Here is an 812-nt window from a genome sequence, read left to right as displayed (position 1 = left end):
TCGGTGATGTTGGGTCCGTCGGGCACGGGTAAGTCGGTGTTCTTGAAGACGTTGATCGGGTTGCTGAAGCCCAATGAGGGCCATGTCTTCATCGAGGGTGTYGATATCGCGAACTGCAAGGAGAAAGAGCTTTACGAGATCCGCAAACTGTTCGGGGTGCTGTTCCAGGACGGTGCGATGTTCGGGTCGATGGATCTGTTCGACAATGTGGCGTTCCCGTTGCGGGAGCACACGCGTAAGTCTGAGTCCGAGATCCGCACGATCGTGATGGACAAGATGGAGTTGACGGGTCTGGTCGGTGCCGARCGCAAGCTTCCGGGTGAGATYTCTGGTGGGATGCGCAARCGTGCTGGTCTGGCGCGGGCTTTGGTGTTGGATCCGGAGATCTTGTTGATCGATGAGCCTGACTCTGGTTTGGATCCGGTGCGYACGTCGTACATCAACCAGTTGTTCATYGATCTGAATGCGCAGATCGATGCGACGTTCTTGATCGTGACTCACGACATCAACACGGCCCGTCGGGTGCCGGACAATATCGGGTTGTTGTATCACAAGCATTTGGCGATGTTCGGTCCGCGCGAGATGCTGYTGACCTCTGATGAGCCGGTCGTGGCGCAGTTCCTGAACGCGCAGACCGTTGGTCCGATCGGKATGTCGGAGGAGAAGGATGCCGATGAGTTGGCGTCCGAGGCCGGTATCGCGATGCCGGCTCTGCCGCCGGTGCCGTTGCAGTTGGAGACCTCTGATGGTCGTGAACGTCGTGGTCAGCGGGCGCCGGGCGCGTGGTGCCGCGAGAACGGCGTCACCCCACC

General features: G+C 59.2%; 1 protein-coding gene. It reads left to right on the top strand.

Annotated features, from left to right (window positions below; all coding sequences use genetic code 11):
* The coding region (locus ACXJKC_RS21735; protein ID WP_456698846.1) for an ABC transporter ATP-binding protein at window positions 1-812 on the top strand (812 nt) is incomplete at both ends.

The sequence above is a fragment of the Aeromicrobium sp. P5_D10 genome (assembly GCF_054049535.1).
The sequence above is the reverse complement of the archived record's forward strand: the minus strand, read 5'-3'. Positions and strand labels throughout refer to the sequence as shown.